Genomic DNA, 12,683 nt, shown 5'->3' on the forward strand with positions numbered 1-12,683 from the left:
GCTGATATAGCTATGATGGCGAAATATATTGGCCGGGCGATCCCCGGTCCGCTTGCTCCAGAAGCGATGTAGCGTTCAAGTTGAAACCTATGAAGCATTTAACTCGCGGCGTTCGTTCGCAGATCCGTCAGCTCATATTGACCATCGAAGTCTTGATTCCGCCTTCATGCGGCGGGTCTGACCGCCATGGCTTGGTCGAACTGGCGGGACCGGTCGACAAGTGATCCGCTGCGGCTCGGACCTAGCTTGAGCTTTCGTCTGTCTTCTTGCAAGCTGACAATAGCTCGCGCGCAAATCGTCTTTCGGCGTGGAAAGAGAATTCGAAAATTCCTGGCATGAGAGCGACGGATTTGCATAAGCGCCGCGTTCAATTCTCGTGAACCCGCGTTTGATGTCGAAGGATGATACGCTGACCGAGATGCTGCGATCCAAGTGGCACTGTTTGCCGGCTGTAAGGCTGAGGCTGAGGTGCCATGCAGTTATCGCAGTGAACTGGAGCGGTGGCGATTGTCGATGAAGTGGGATCGCGCGCCCAGGAGTGGCGACCAGGATGAGGATCTGCTTGGCCGAATCGCTGCAGGCGATGTTTCGGCAATGCGTATGATGGTCGCGCGGCAATTGCCGCGCATCGTCGCGGTCGCGACCCGCATGCTTGGCGATGCGGCCGAGGCTGAAGATGTGGCGCAGGAGACGTTTTTGCGCATCTGGCGAAATGCCGGCGGCTGGCGCCAGCGCAACGCGCGCTTCAGCACCTGGGTGCATCGTGTGGCGATCAACCTTTGCTATGATCGCCTGCGCCGCCGCAAGGACGTTCCTGCCGAACATCCGCCCGACATTGAATATGAAGGGCCGGCGCCGGATGCGGACTTGATGAGCGAGGACGATCCGTCGAGACGCGTCGAACGGGCCTTGCAGATGATTGCGCCCCGGCAGCGCGAGGCGATCATTCTGGTTTATTATCAGGCGCTGTCGAATGTCGAGGCGGCTGAGGTCATGGATGTCAGTGTCGATGCACTGGAAAGCCTGCTTGCGCGCGGAAGGCGCTCCTTGCAGGTGCTTTTGTTGAAGGATGAGGGCGATGGTTGAAAATATCGCGGGTCCGATGAATGCCGAGCGGTTTGAAGCACTGACTGCGGCCTATGGCGGTGATATCGGCCGATGGCCGCAGGCCGAGCGCGCGGCCGCGCGGGATTTTGCCAAGGGTACCGCCGCCGCGCAAACACTTGTGCGCGCCGCCGATCTGGATGCGCTGCTCGACACCTACGTCGTAAGACCCCGTCACACCGGCCTGGAAGAGCGAATCCTCGCAAAGCTCGTGCGGCGCCTGACGATACGAAACTGGTTCCGCTTCGGTTCGGCCGGGATCGGCCTTGTGGGGATCGGCATCGCCGGCGCGCTTGCCGGCAGCATTGCAATCGCCGTCTTGGTTCCGAGCCTGACATCCGATACCTCGATCGTCCCGGATGGAACCGCGACCATGTTCGGCGATATCGGACCGGATGCAGGCATAGCGCAGCAGGACAGCCAATGACGGACCGAAGCTTTCGAATAGTAGTTATCTCTCTGCTGGTGCTGAATACGTTCCTGATTGGAGCGTTGGCCGGTGGCGGCCTGACATGGATCCGCAAGACGCAGGCGCGTACTGAAATGATGCCGCTCGCCGGCGAGCAATTGCCATCGACCCAGAAGAAAGCTTTGCGCGCCGCCCTCAACGAGGCACGCAAGGGCGAGCGTCAGACCGTTCTCGAGGCGCAGCAGGCAAAGATCGATGCAGCCTCAATCCTCGGTCAACCCATGCTCGATACGGCGGCGCTTTCGGCGGCGTTCGCTAGGGCGCGCGATGCCGATATGGCCCTTAGGGCGAAGGTCGAACAACGTGCCGTCGATTTTGCGGCAACGCTTTCCTACGACGAGCGTCGGGCGCTATCGGAAAGCCTGGTCCGCCGCAGCATGCCCAAGGCTGCCGCTGCCACAAAATGATCACACTTGCCAAGCGACGGATCGGAACCAAGCCTGCGTTAAAGGAGCATGTCTGAAGCAGGAGTTGGCAACGCCATGGCCCAGCAGTCCAATGATGTTTACGCCGCGCTCGCACTTTCCCGTTTCGGGTTAGGGGCGGACCACAACGGCACCGCTTCGATCGCATTCGATCCGCGCGGTGCATTGCTGGAAGAAATCACCGAGCGTTACGTCCCGGTTCCAGTCGGGCCGCAGCTGCAATCCACAGCCGATCTTCTCGTTTCCCTCTATGCGTTCCAGGAAGAACGCAAGCAGGCCAGGCAGCAGGCGGCAGTGGCGGTCGCCGCCGCACCGCAGGACAAACAGATGCAGGGGCCGCCGCCGCAGAAGCCGACTGTGCAGCCTTCGGGCGCCACGTCGCCGAGCAGTCAGGCCATGGCGGCTCAGCCGAACAACCAAGCTATGGCGGCTGCCATCGGCAAGGCAGTCGAGAAGCTGGAAAAACCCGCAATGCCCTACCTGCCGCAGCAGATTTTGCTGGCGGAAGTGGATGCCCGCTTCAACGGCACCATCAGGCAGCCATTGATCGGCTTTGGCGAGCGGCTTGCCATGTTCTGGGCAAACCATTTCGCAGTCGCCGTGTCGAAGAGCGAGGAGGTGCATATCGTTGCCGGTGCCTTCGAGCGCGAAGCGATCCGGCCGCACGTCTTCGGCCGTTTCGCCGATATGCTATTTGCCGTCGAGACCCATCCGGCCATGCTTGCCTATCTCGATAACCAGCAATCGATCGGGCCGAACTCGAAAGCCAATGCCAACAAGAAGCGCGGCTTGAACGAGAATCTTGCCCGCGAGACGCTGGAACTCCACACACTCGGTGTCAATGGCGGCTACACGCAGACGGATGTGACGACGCTTGCCAGGATCATCACCGGCTGGACGGTGGCACGCAACGAAGGCAAGCTCGGGACGCCCGGCACCTTCGTCTTCAATGCCGGCGCGCACGAGCCTGGCGATCAGACGCTGCTCGGTCTGACCTATGCCGATAATGGCGTGGGGCAGGGGCGCGAGGCGCTGCGCGATCTCGCCCGTCACCCGGCGACGGCACAGCATATCGCCACCAAGCTCGTCCGCCATTTCGTCGCCGACACACCGCCGCCAGGGCTCGTACAGACCGTCGCTGCAACCTTCAGCAAGACGGATGGCGATCTTTCGGCCGTCTATCGGGCGCTCGTCGGCTCCGAGGATGCATGGAACCCGACACTGTCGAAGGTTCGCTCTCCGCTTGAATTCATGACCGCACTTTTGCGGGCCAGCGGCGAGACGCCGAAGCCGAATGTCATTCTCGGCGCCTTGACTGCCATGGGCCAGCCTTTCTGGGCACCAGCCGGCCCTAACGGCTTTGCCGACACCGCCGATGTCTGGGCCTCCAGCGAGGGGCTGAGCATGCGGATGGACGTCGCCAATATGATCGCGAATGCGGTGCCACCCCAGATCGATCCCCGCAGTTTCGTATCCGACAGCCTGGGGCCGCTTCTTTCGAATGAAACGCTGCAGGCGGTATCGCGTGCGGAAACCCGCAAGCAGGGCCTGACGATCGCTTATCTTTCCCCCGAATTTCAAAGGCGCTGACCATGACCTGCGAACTCATGACCCCCACCCGTCGTGCCGTGCTTGGCGCTTCCGGCGCCTTGTTTGCCTGGGCCTTCATCCCGCGCTTCGCCCATGCCGCCGGTGGACGCGACCCGCGTTTCATCCCCATTATCCTGCGCGGCGCGCTCGATGGTCTGACCGCCGTCCCGCCCGTTGGCGATCCCGATTATCAGGCGCTGCGGCAGGCGATCGCCATGACGACGAGTGGCCCCGAGGCGGCGTTGCCGCTCGACAGCTTCTTTGCGCTGCATCCGTCGATGCCGAATTTCAACAGGCTCTATCGCGCAGGGCAGGCAGCCGTCGTGCATGCCAGTGCGACGCCCTATCGCGATCGGTCCCATTTCGACGGTCAGGACGTGCTGGAGTCCGGTTACGAAATGCCCGGCCGTGTCGAATCCGGATGGCTGAACCGGATGCTGGAGGGACTGCCGAAGGGCGATAAGGTTTCACCGGGAGCTTCGGAGATCCGAGGCCTCTCGGTCGGCGCGAATGCGCCGCTTGTCATTCGCGGGAAGGCGCCGGTACTCGGCTGGTCGCCATCGACCCTCCAGCCGGTGAGCGATGATCTACCGCCGCGGCTGATGGATCTCTACGATCACACCGATCCGCTCTTTGCGAAAATCCTCACTGAGGGCATTTCGACCGGCAAGATCGCCGCCGGCCTCGATGTCAAGGCGAAGGGAGGTCCCGGCGATCCCACGGGCATGGAACAGATGGCGAGAGGGGCCGCGCGCCTGTTGGCCCAAGACGATGGCCCTCGCGTCGCGGCACTGGCCTTCGAAGGATGGGATACCCATGCCGGAGAGGTCGATCGGCTGAACAAGCTGCTCGTTGGGCTGGACAATTCCTTCGCCGCCTTCCAGCAGGAGCTTGGTCCGGCCTGGAAAGATACCGCTATTCTTGTTGCAACCGAATTCGGGCGAACGGCGCAGGTCAATGGCACCCAGGGCACCGACCACGGCACCGGAACGGCTGCCTTCCTCGCCGGCGGCGCGATCAAGGGCGGCCGGGTGATTGCCGATTGGCCCGGTCTCAAGCAGGCGCAATTGCGCGATGGCCGCGATCTTGCCGCCACGACGGATCTGCGCGCTGTCGTCAAGGGTATCGCGGTCGATCTGCTTGGCGCATCGCCGACCTTATTGGCGCGCGATGTCTTCCCGGGCTCCGATCATGTCCTGCCGATGAAAGGGCTCATCGCCTGACTTGTGTGCCGGCGGCCGGTGTTAAGGGCTGCGGCCTGCCAATAGAAATTACGTGAGAGCGGCATTGGGAGGAACGGCGCCGCTGCGCCTTTCGCTCGTAGCCGAGAGGATGGCAACCACGCAGGCCAAGGCAAGCGTGATCGCGCCCAGCACCGGCAGACTGCGATAGCCATATCCGCTCTCGAGCAGTGCAGCACCGACGCTTGCTGCGATCGCAATCCCGATATTGAAGCCTGACGGAATGAGTGAGGAAGCAAGGCCCGGCGCATCGGCGGTCCACATCAGGATGCGGGCCTGGATAGGGGTACCGATGGCAAAATTGAGCGCGCCCCAAACGAAGATCGCCACACTCATCGCCAAGGGGTAGGGGCTAACCAGGTAGAGAACGACGAGTATTGCGGATTGAATGGCGAGCATCGCGATAAGCGAGGGCATCAGCTTCCAGTCCGAAAGCCTGCCGCCGATCACAACCCCCAATGTCGCTCCGACGCCATTGAGCAGGAGGACCCAGGGAATAAGCATGGCATCCAGGCCGGTCACTTCACGCAGAAGCGGCGTTATGTAGGTGAACGGCACCATCTGGCCGATCATCAATGCGAGCATCATGATGAGAGATGTCCAGACCTGCTGGCGGCCGAGAACGCGCACTTCTCCACTCAAGTGGCCGGATTGCTGAGTTTCTGCCTTCGTCTGCGGGATCAAGACCCATATCGCGGCCAATGCGACCACACCAACCAAGGTCATTGCCCAAAACGTCGTCCGCCATCCCCAAAGTCCACCGATGGCCGCGCCAAGAGGAACGCCGACAATATTGGAGACCGTCAGTCCTGCAAGGATCACGGAAACCGCACGTCCTCGAAATGCTGGCGGGACGAGGCCGACCGCGACAACCATCGCAATCCCGAAATAGGCGCCGTGGGCAATTGCGGTCGCGACGCGGAAGAGGAGCATGGCGGCGAAATCGGGCGCAAGCGCACAGGCGATCTGGCCCAGGCAAAAGGCGATCGTCAGAGCGATCAGAATGGTCCGGCGCGAAACCTGTCGTGTCGCCATGGTCAGGAGCGGCCCGCCGAGTGCGATTCCCAGCGCGTAACCGGAAACCAGATAGCCGGCAAAGGGGATCGAGACATCAAGACCCTGCGCCACGTCCGGAAGAATGCCCGCGATGACGAACTCGGTCGTGCCGAAAGCAAAGGCGGCCAGAAACAAAGCAAAGAGGGGTAAGGGCACGATGACGTTCCACATAAAGGAATAGGGATTTCTTTATATCGCCGGCGAAGGCGGTATCAAGTGCAAGTTGTTGCCGATGGCGTTATCAACATAAAGTCGGCTTTTCGAATTGCGTTGAGGCCCGGCGAGCAAGCGCCATTTCGTGAGCCGATCCTTGACAAGCGCGGAATGTTTGTAAAGTTTGACTGTCATGAGTGAGGTGGCTGATTGGTTATCTTATACAAGTCCGATCAGTCGGAAAAACGCTGCCGAAGCAGTGTTTGATGATATTCGTTCGGCGATAACATCGGGACGGTTGGCGGTTGGGACAAGGCTGCCCGCCGAGTCGCAGCTTGCGACGCGTTATGGTGTCAGCCGCCCGATCATCCGCGAGGCGCTCCGTTCGCTTCAAACGCTCGGCCTAACCCAGACACGTACCGGCAGCGGCACCTATGTCGTCACCGCAACGCCGGGTCCGGAGCTGCGTTATGGCGGCTATTCCGCGCGCGACTTGATCGAGGCGCGTCCCTTCATCGAAGTTCCTGCCGCCGGCTGGGCGGCGCTGCGGCGCACGGAGCAGCAATTGACGCGCCTGCTCGAGCTTTGCGATGAGATGGACCGGGAAGAAGACCCCTTGAAGTGGGTAACTCTGGACTCGGAATTCCATTCGATGATTGCCGAATCCTCTGGAAATGCCGTCTTTGCCAAGATCGTTTCCGACGCCCGCGATGCACTGATGCGCCAATCGGAGCTCGTCAATATGATGGCGCAGCGCCGCGTGGCCTCGAATGTCGAGCACCGCCGCATCGTCGAGGCGATTGCGGCGGCATCGGAGGAGGAGGCCATCGCGGCGATGGAGGCCCATCTCGGTCAGGTCAAGCGCGTGGTGACCACGATCATCGGTCAGGATTAGCCGCATCGTTGAGAACAGCGGGCAAGTTGGCGAGGCGCTCCGGCCGCAATGCCTCGAAGAGCTCCTCTGCCGTCAAATATCCATGGTCCAGCACGATTTCCGGCACTGTGCGTCCGGTTGCCAGCGCCTCGCGCGCAACTTTGGTCGCTGCCTGGTAGCCGATCAGCGGATTGAGTGCCGTCGCAAGGCCGATCGATTCCTGCAGGCGCTGCGCCATCAGAGCCGGATTGGCCGTGATGCCGTCGACGCAGCGTTCGGCAAGAATATGGCAGGCCGCGGTCAGATGCATGATGCTTTCCGACAGCGAACGCACGATGATCGGCTCGAAGGCATTGAGCTGCAGCTGTCCCGCTTCCGCCGCCATCGTCACGGTGATGTCGTTGCCGATGACGGAGAACGCCACCTGGTTGACCATTTCCGGGATCACCGGATTGACCTTGCCGGGCATGATGCTCGAACCGGCCTGCATGGCCGGCAGTGTAATCTCACCGATGCCGGCGCGAGGGCCGGAAGAGAGCAGGCGCAGGTCATTGCAGGTCTTCGACAGCTTGACCGCGACGCGCTTGAGGACGCCGGAAAGATGGACGAAGGCGCCCGGGTCCTGCGTTGCTTCGATGAGGTCGCTTGCGGTGACCAGCGGGCGGCCCGTCAGTCGGGCAAGATGGGTGCAGGCAAGGGCGGCATAGCCGACGGGCGCATTAAGGCCGGTGCCGATGGCAGTAGCGCCGAGATTGACCTCATGCAGAAGGGCGGTCGATTCGATCAGGCGGGATCGATCTTCCCCGAGCATGACGGCAAAGGTCCTGAATTCCTGACCAAGCGTCATCGGCACGGCGTCCTGCAGCTGCGTGCGGCCGATCTTTAGAATGCTGTCGAATTCCTTGGCCTTGCGTTCGAAGGCCTCCTGCAGCGTTTCCATTGCCGCCGCGAGATTGTCGATCGCTTCGATGAGCGCCACATTGACGGCCGTCGGATAGGCGTCGTTGGTGGATTGGCTGAGATTGACGTGATCGTTCGGGTGAAGGTGAGCATAGTCACCTTTGGCATGGCCGAGCAGTTCGAGCGCGCGGTTGGCGATGACCTCATTGGCATTCATATTGGTGGACGTGCCGGCGCCGCCTTGAATCACGTCGACGACGAACTGGTCGTGAAGCTCGCCAGCGCGGATTTCGCGGCAAGCGCGCACGATTGCATCGAGCTTGTCTTCGCTCAGCAGTCCCAACTCGTGATTGGCGAGAGCCGCTGCTTCCTTGACGAAGGCCAAGCCTCGGATGAGATGCGCATAGCGGCCGATCGGTGTCCCCGTCACCTGGAAATTCTCCACGGCTCTTGCCGTGTGCACCCCCCAATAAACCTCGGCCGGAATATCCTTCTCGCCCAGCAGGTCATACTCGCTTCGCGTCTTGACCACATTATCCTCCTACATGGAAATCAAGCTAAATCTGTCAAGCTGTATGACAGATTTAGAAATCTGTTATCCCTTAGCTCCTGCCGCGTCAATAAGTGTCGTTTGGCTTGACCCGCCGTTATTTCTGTGTCTAAGAGGAAATCTGTCATACAGCATTACAGCATGACCGGCGATCGTTAAGCTCGATCGACGGCCAGATTAAGGCAGCGGCATCCCCTCGGGTGCAACATCAGCACCCCGGATCCGCTCATGGACAAACGGCTCGAGGGAGGAGCAATGTCAGTCGAACCTATTCAGAATATTCCGGCGGATCGCCGGCCGCCGGTCAACGAGGACCTTGGCTATCACAAGGCCTTGAAGCCGCGGCAGATTCAGATGATCGCCATTGGCGGCGCGATCGGAACCGGTCTTTTCCTTGGCGCGGGCGGACGTCTTGCCGCGGCAGGTCCGGCTCTCATCTTCGTCTATGCGCTCTGCGGTTTCTTTGCCTTTCTCGTGTTGCGCGCGCTTGGCGAACTGATCATGCACCGCCCGAGCTCCGGCTCCTTCGTTTCTTACGCCCGCGAGTTCTACGGTGAGAAGATGGCCTTTGCTGTCGGCTGGATGTACTGGCTGAACTGGGCCATGACATCGGTTGCCGATGTGACGGCCGTCGCCCTCTACATGAATTTCTTCAAGCACTACGTGCCCTGGCTGGCCGGTATCGACCAGTGGGTCTTCGCGCTGATCGCGCTGATGGTGGTGCTGGCCATGAACCTTCTGTCGGTGAAGGTCTTCGGCGAGCTGGAATTCTGGTTCAGCCTGATCAAGGTTCTGGCACTGGTCAGCTTCCTCGTCATTGGCATCTATTTCGTCGTGTCAGGCGCGCCGATTGCCGGTCATTCCGCTGGTTTCAGCATCATCAGCGATAGCGGCGGTTTCTTCCCCAATGGCATCTTGCCGGCCTTCGTCATCATACAAGGCGTAGTCTTTGCCTATGCATCGATCGAACTGATCGGCACGACCGCCGGCGAAACCGAAGATCCGCGCAAGGTGATGCCGGGTGCGATCCGCACGGTAGTCGCTCGTCTGTTGGTCTTCTATGTCGGCTCGGTCCTGCTTCTGTCGCTGCTTCTGCCCTACACGGCCTATAAGGCGGGTGAAAGCCCGTTCGTCACCTTCTTCGGGACGATCGGTATCCAAGGTGCCGATATCATCATGAACCTCGTCGTGCTGACGGCCGTTCTGTCCTCGCTCAATGCCGGCCTTTATTCGACAGGTCGTATCTTGCATTCCATGGCGGTTTCAGGCTCCGCGCCCGCAGCGCTGGCCAAGATGAACAAGGCAGGCGTGCCTTATGGCGGCATCGCGGTCACGGCTGCCGTTACCGTCATCGGCGTGGCGTTGAACGCCGTCGTGCCGTCGGCCGCTTTCGAGATTGCGCTCAATCTCTCGGCGCTCGGTATCATCTCCGCCTGGGGCGTGATCGTATTGTGCCAGCTGAAGCTCTGGAAATTGTCGCAGCGCGGCGAGATGGCCCGCCCGGATTTCCGCATGTTCGGCGCACCCTACACCGGTATCCTGACACTCGTCTTCCTCTTTGCGGTACTGGTGCTGATGGCGCTCGACTATCCCGTCGGAACCTGGACGATCGCGTCCCTCATCCTGATCGCGCCGGCTCTGGTCATCGGCTGGTATCTGTTGCGTGACCGCATCTATCGGCTGGCGGCAGAGCGGGGCCAGTCGTGACGGCAGGGCAAGCCAATCCGCTGGTGGCAGTCATTGCCACCGGCGGCACCATTGCAAGCGAGCGCACCGATAGCGGCGCCAGCATCCCGTCATTAACGGGAGAAAGCCTGCTGGCGCTTCTTCCCGACATGCCTGTCGATCTCAGGCCTATCGAATTGATGGCGAAGGATTCGGCGAGCCTGACGCCCGCGGACATGCAGGAGATCAGCGACAAGGTGGGCGAATTGTTTGCTGATGACGCCATCAACGGCATCGTCGTTCTGCATGGTACAGACGCTATGGAAGAGACGGCGCTTCTCGTCCATCTGCAGCACGGCCTGAATAAGCCGGTCGTGTTTACCGGTGCGCAATTCACCGCCGATCACCCCAAGGCCGATGGCCCTTCCAATCTCGCCGCCGCCGTTGCCGCTGCCATCGATCCTGCCAATGCGGGCCGCGGCGTGCTCGTCTGTTTCGGCGGCCGTCTGCTGCCGGCCTGGGGACTTTATAAGCACTCTTCCGATGTTGCCGACGCTTTCCGGCAATCGCGGCCGCTCGAAAATCCGCCAAGCCCGCGTCTTGCGGCGGCACTTGATAGCGTGCGGATTGATGTCGTCGCAATCTACCCCGGCTGTGACTCGGTGCATGTGGATGCGAGCCTCAGGGCCGACGCCCATGGCATCGTTCTGGCTGCCCTCGGTTCCGGCAATGCCAATCCGCGTCTGGTCGAAGCCGTCAGGCGGTGTGCCGATGTCGGCGTACCCGTCGTGGTTTCCAGCCGCGTGCCGGATGGATTGCTCGTTTCCAGCTATGGCGGCGGCGGGGGCGGGCATGACCTTGCCGCGGCCGGCGCAATCCATTCCTCGACGCTACGCCCGGGGCAGGCGAGAATTTTGCTGGCAGCCCTCGTTGCGTCCGGTGCTAGCGCGGAGGCGATCGAGCACATGTTTGCGGACTTCGTCAGCGACGCGACGCCCTGATTGCAGCCACGAAAACGGGCCGGCCGTCGATTGACGGCGCGGCCCGAATATTCGCTGAATACTGTCTTCGTTATGCCGTTTGCGTTGCCTTGGCGACGACGACGGGGATCAGGAGATCGCCCCAGTTGCCGTTGCCGCCATGGTGACGGGCCGAGCGGACGAGCTCGACGGAAACGCCGGCCTCGACCGCATTCATGACGGTCTGGTTGAGGCGATGCAGCTCATTGGCCAGCATGCGGATGACCGCCTGCTGATCGGCATTCATGGTGAGAGATTGCTCCTCGGCTCTCTCGCGAACGCGTGCTATCGATGCCATGTCATTCTCCTCCTAAGATCATGATATCACTCTGCTGCCGGCTTGAATTGGGCATGCTCGGTCGATCCGTGCATGGCCGTTGTCGATGACTGGCCGCCGGTGATCGCCAGCGAGACCGCATCGAAATAGCCGGTGCCCACTTCGCGCTGGTGCTTGGTGGCGGTGTAGCCATTGGCCTCGGCCACAAATTCGGCTTCCTGCAGCTCGGAGTAAGCGGCCATCTGGCGAGCCTTGTAGCCGCGGGCGAGCTCGAACATGCCGAAATTCAGTTGGTGGAAGCCGGCAAGCGTGATGAACTGGAACTTGTAGCCCATCGCACCCAGCTCGCGCTGGAACTTGGCGATCGTCGCGTCATCCAGGTTCTTCTTCCAGTTGAAGGACGGCGAGCAATTGTAAGCCAGCAGCTTGCCGGGATGGACCCGATGCACGCCTTCGGCAAATTTACGCGCCTGCTCCAGATCCGGCTTCGAGGTCTCGCACCAGATGAGGTCGCAATGCGGCGCATAGGCGACAGCACGGGCGATGCTGGGTTCGATGCCGTTCCTGACCTGATAGAAGCCTTCAACCGTGCGGCCCGCGTCGTAGTCGACGAAGGGCTGATCGCGCTCATCGATGTCCGAGGTTAGAAGTTTGGCGGCCTCGGCGTCGGTACGCGCAACCACGAGGGTCGGCACGCCCATGACGTCGGCAGCAAGCCGCGCCGCGTTGAGATTGCGGATATGAGCCGCCGTCGGAATGAGGACCTTGCCGCCAAGGTGACCGCATTTCTTCTCCGATGCCAACTGATCCTCAAAATGGACGCCTGCGGCACCCGCCTCGATATAGGCCTTCATGATCTCGAAAGCGTTGAGGGGGCCGCCAAAGCCTGCTTCGGCATCAGCGACAATCGGGGCAAACCATGTGTCGACGGAAAGCCCTTTGCCTTCGGCAGTCTCGATCTGGTCGGCGCGTTGCAGCGTGCGATTGATGCGCTTCGCCAGCTCCGGGCCTGCGTTGGCAGGATAGAGCGATTGGTCGGGGTACATGGCCGAGGCCGTATTGGCGTCGGCGGCAACCTGCCACCCCGAGAGATAGATCGCCTTCAGACCGGCGCGAACCATCTGCATGGCCTGATTGCCCGAAAGCGCACCAAGCGCATTGACGAAATCCTCCTCGTGAATGAGCTGCCAGAGCCGGTTCGCGCCCATCTCGGCCAATGAATGCCGGATGGTAACCGAGCCGCGCAACCGCTCCACATCCGCGGCCTGATAAGGGCGCTCGATACCGTCGAAACGCCCGGCAGGCGCGCTGGGAACCAGTTTGTAAAAATCTGTCATGCGATTCTCCCGATACTTCCTCT

Annotated in this window: 12 protein-coding genes; 8 read left to right on the plus strand and 4 right to left on the minus strand. The window is 61.2% G+C overall.

Going from position 1 to position 12,683, the window contains the following annotated elements; all coding sequences use genetic code 11:
- Positions 1-513: 513 nt before the first annotated feature.
- The 5 genes from RTCIAT899_RS25570 (at position 514) to RTCIAT899_RS25590 (ending at position 4,811) form a co-directional block, all read left to right on the plus strand.
- Positions 514-1,086 (plus strand): RNA polymerase sigma factor, encoded by a 573-nt coding sequence (locus RTCIAT899_RS25570; protein ID WP_041678170.1) that lies wholly within the window; start codon positions 514-516, stop codon positions 1,084-1,086.
- Positions 1,079-1,531, plus strand: coding sequence for a hypothetical protein (locus tag RTCIAT899_RS25575; RefSeq protein ID WP_015342721.1), 453 nt, complete (start codon positions 1,079-1,081; stop codon positions 1,529-1,531). Before RTCIAT899_RS25570 ends, RTCIAT899_RS25575 begins: the two co-directional genes overlap by 8 nt.
- A complete protein-coding gene (locus RTCIAT899_RS25580; protein ID WP_015342722.1) occupies positions 1,528-1,980 on the plus strand; it encodes a periplasmic heavy metal sensor in 453 nt (150 codons plus the stop codon). The genes RTCIAT899_RS25575 and RTCIAT899_RS25580 overlap by 4 nt, the downstream gene beginning before the upstream one ends.
- A 75-nt stretch (positions 1,981-2,055) precedes the next feature.
- Positions 2,056-3,588, plus strand: coding sequence for a DUF1800 domain-containing protein (locus tag RTCIAT899_RS25585; RefSeq protein ID WP_015342723.1), 1,533 nt, complete (start codon positions 2,056-2,058; stop codon positions 3,586-3,588).
- Positions 3,589-3,590: 2 nt separating this feature from the next.
- Positions 3,591-4,811, plus strand: a complete 1,221-nt coding sequence (locus tag RTCIAT899_RS25590) for a DUF1501 domain-containing protein (RefSeq protein ID WP_015342724.1) — start codon at positions 3,591-3,593, stop codon at positions 4,809-4,811.
- Between the two features lie 48 nt (positions 4,812-4,859).
- Here the strand turns inward: RTCIAT899_RS25590 and RTCIAT899_RS25595 are convergent, their stop codons facing one another.
- Positions 4,860-6,041, minus strand: a complete 1,182-nt coding sequence (locus RTCIAT899_RS25595) for an MFS transporter (RefSeq protein WP_184462029.1) — start codon at positions 6,039-6,041, stop codon at positions 4,860-4,862.
- Positions 6,042-6,231: 190 nt separating this feature from the next.
- On the opposite strand from RTCIAT899_RS25595, the gene RTCIAT899_RS25600 reads away from it, so the two are divergent.
- Entirely contained in the window at positions 6,232-6,933 is a 702-nt protein-coding gene (locus tag RTCIAT899_RS25600; RefSeq protein WP_041678171.1) for a FadR/GntR family transcriptional regulator, read from the plus strand.
- On the opposite strand, the gene aspA is transcribed toward RTCIAT899_RS25600, so the two are convergent.
- On the minus strand, positions 6,917-8,344 hold the full coding sequence (gene aspA, locus RTCIAT899_RS25605) for an aspartate ammonia-lyase (protein WP_015342727.1): 1,428 nt from the start codon (positions 8,342-8,344) through the stop codon (positions 6,917-6,919). The two genes, RTCIAT899_RS25600 and aspA, sit on opposite strands and share 17 nt — an antisense overlap.
- Before the next feature lie 273 nt (positions 8,345-8,617).
- Here aspA and RTCIAT899_RS25610 point away from each other — a divergent pair, with 273 nt between their 5' ends.
- Positions 8,618-10,069 (plus strand): amino acid permease, encoded by a 1,452-nt coding sequence (locus RTCIAT899_RS25610; protein WP_041678172.1) that lies wholly within the window; start codon positions 8,618-8,620, stop codon positions 10,067-10,069.
- Complete coding sequence (locus RTCIAT899_RS25615; protein ID WP_015342729.1) at positions 10,066-11,028, plus strand: asparaginase; 963 nt, start codon at positions 10,066-10,068, stop codon at positions 11,026-11,028. The genes RTCIAT899_RS25610 and RTCIAT899_RS25615 overlap by 4 nt, the downstream gene beginning before the upstream one ends.
- A 70-nt stretch (positions 11,029-11,098) precedes the next feature.
- On the opposite strand, the gene RTCIAT899_RS25620 is transcribed toward RTCIAT899_RS25615, so the two are convergent.
- Together RTCIAT899_RS25620 and aceA are read right to left on the minus strand one after the other, a co-directional pair.
- Positions 11,099-11,344 (minus strand): SMc00767 family acetate metabolism repressor, encoded by a 246-nt coding sequence (locus tag RTCIAT899_RS25620; protein ID WP_015342730.1) that lies wholly within the window; start codon positions 11,342-11,344, stop codon positions 11,099-11,101.
- A 26-nt stretch (positions 11,345-11,370) separates the two neighbouring features.
- Positions 11,371-12,660: an isocitrate lyase gene (aceA, locus tag RTCIAT899_RS25625; protein ID WP_015342731.1), complete on the minus strand. Its 1,290-nt coding sequence runs from the start codon at positions 12,658-12,660 to the stop codon at positions 11,371-11,373.
- Positions 12,661-12,683: the final 23 nt, after the last annotated feature.

The organism is Rhizobium tropici CIAT 899, from assembly GCF_000330885.1.
Classification (GTDB): domain Bacteria; phylum Pseudomonadota; class Alphaproteobacteria; order Rhizobiales; family Rhizobiaceae; genus Rhizobium; species Rhizobium tropici.

Bases quoted from the DNA above. Each gene is read 5' to 3' on its own strand.
- RTCIAT899_RS25570 (WP_041678170.1), top strand. From the start codon at position 514: ATGAAGTGGGATCGCGCGCCCAGGAGTGGCGACCAGGATGAGGATCTG.
- RTCIAT899_RS25575 (WP_015342721.1), top strand. From the start codon at position 1,079: ATGGTTGAAAATATCGCGGGTCCGATGAATGCCGAGCGGTTTGAAGCA.
- RTCIAT899_RS25580 (WP_015342722.1), top strand. From the start codon at position 1,528: ATGACGGACCGAAGCTTTCGAATAGTAGTTATCTCTCTGCTGGTGCTG.
- RTCIAT899_RS25585 (WP_015342723.1), top strand. From the start codon at position 2,056: ATGGCCCAGCAGTCCAATGATGTTTACGCCGCGCTCGCACTTTCCCGT.
- RTCIAT899_RS25590 (WP_015342724.1), top strand. From the start codon at position 3,591: ATGACCTGCGAACTCATGACCCCCACCCGTCGTGCCGTGCTTGGCGCT.
- RTCIAT899_RS25600 (WP_041678171.1), top strand. From the start codon at position 6,232: ATGAGTGAGGTGGCTGATTGGTTATCTTATACAAGTCCGATCAGTCGG.
- RTCIAT899_RS25610 (WP_041678172.1), top strand. From the start codon at position 8,618: ATGTCAGTCGAACCTATTCAGAATATTCCGGCGGATCGCCGGCCGCCG.
- RTCIAT899_RS25620 (WP_015342730.1), bottom strand. From the start codon at position 11,344: ATGGCATCGATAGCACGCGTTCGCGAGAGAGCCGAGGAGCAATCTCTC.
- aceA (WP_015342731.1), bottom strand. From the start codon at position 12,660: ATGACAGATTTTTACAAACTGGTTCCCAGCGCGCCTGCCGGGCGTTTC.